This window comes from Streptococcus sp. 1343, from assembly GCF_013277355.1.
GTDB classification, from domain to species: Bacteria; Bacillota; Bacilli; order Lactobacillales; family Streptococcaceae; genus Streptococcus; species Streptococcus pseudopneumoniae.
Window position 1 is genome coordinate 1 of record NZ_VMMT01000083.1, and the last position, 971, is coordinate 971.

The 971-nt window shown below is 41.7% G+C and carries 1 protein-coding gene and 1 pseudogene; both read left to right on the forward strand.

Features of this window, described 5'->3' with window-relative positions; all coding sequences use genetic code 11:
* The first annotated feature begins 68 nt into the window (after positions 1-68).
* Positions 69-275, forward strand: coding sequence for a transposase (locus HT709_RS10955; protein WP_000653988.1), 207 nt, complete (start codon positions 69-71; stop codon positions 273-275).
* Positions 250-971: pseudogene (locus tag HT709_RS10960) on the forward strand (IS66 family transposase); the annotation flags it as partial. The gene HT709_RS10955 and the pseudogene HT709_RS10960, both read left to right, overlap by 26 nt.

The following is a 971-nucleotide window of genomic DNA, read 5'->3' on the forward strand; positions in this document are numbered from 1 at the left end:
GTGATTTCTATTGAAATGATGCCTTTCTTTTTAGTATAATAAAGTTAGAAAACAAGGAGGGGAAGACGATGAAAGACTTATTAAAAATCATTCAACAACAGAGTGCTACAATTGATAGTCTCACCAATGAACTTGCCCTTCTTCGTGAACAAGTGGCTTATCTAACGCAAAAGCTCTATGGAAAATCCTCTGAGAAAAGTGTTTGTCCATCTGGACAAGTCAGCCTTTTTGAGGAGGAAGCTTCATCTGATGAAGATGGAGAGGTTCCCAGTTGAAAGAGAAGAAATCACCTATAAACGTAAGAAAGCTAAAGGAAAACGTCAAGCTCTTCTTGCCCAATTCGATTCAGAAGAACTCCATCATCGCTTAGAGGATTGCATTTGCCCTGACTGTCAGGGAGAGCTAAAAGAGATTGGAGCGAGTCTTCAAGGCCAAGAATTAGTCTTTATTCCTGCGCAATTAAAACGCATAGATCATATCCAACACTCTTACAAATGCCAAGCATGCAGTGAGAAAAATCCGAGTGATAAAATTGTGAAAGCTCCTATCCCTAAAGCCCCTTTGGCGCATAGCCTTGGCTCAGCTTCTATTATCGCTCACACCATCCATCAGAAGTTTAATCTGAAGGTCCCCAATTATCGCCAAGAAGAAGATTGGGCTAGGATGGGTTTACCAATCACACGTAAGGAAATCTCTAATTGGCATATCAAGGCGAGTCAATACTATTTGGAGCCCCTCTATAACCTCTTGCGAGAGAGACTATTGACTCAGCCCTTACTTCATGCGGATGAAACTTCTTATAGGGTGCTAGAGAGTGATAGCCATCTGACCTACTATTGGACTTTTTTGTCTGGGAAAGCTGAGAAGCAAGGAATCACGCTGTACCACCATGATCAGCGTCGAAGTGGTTCAGTAGTACAAGAATTCCTAGGAGATTATTCTGGATATGTGCATTGTGATATGTGGTCTGC

Excerpts from the sequence above, each read along its gene's own strand:
- HT709_RS10955 (WP_000653988.1), top strand. The coding sequence starts at position 69 with ATGAAAGACTTATTAAAAATCATTCAACAACAGAGTGCTACAATTGAT.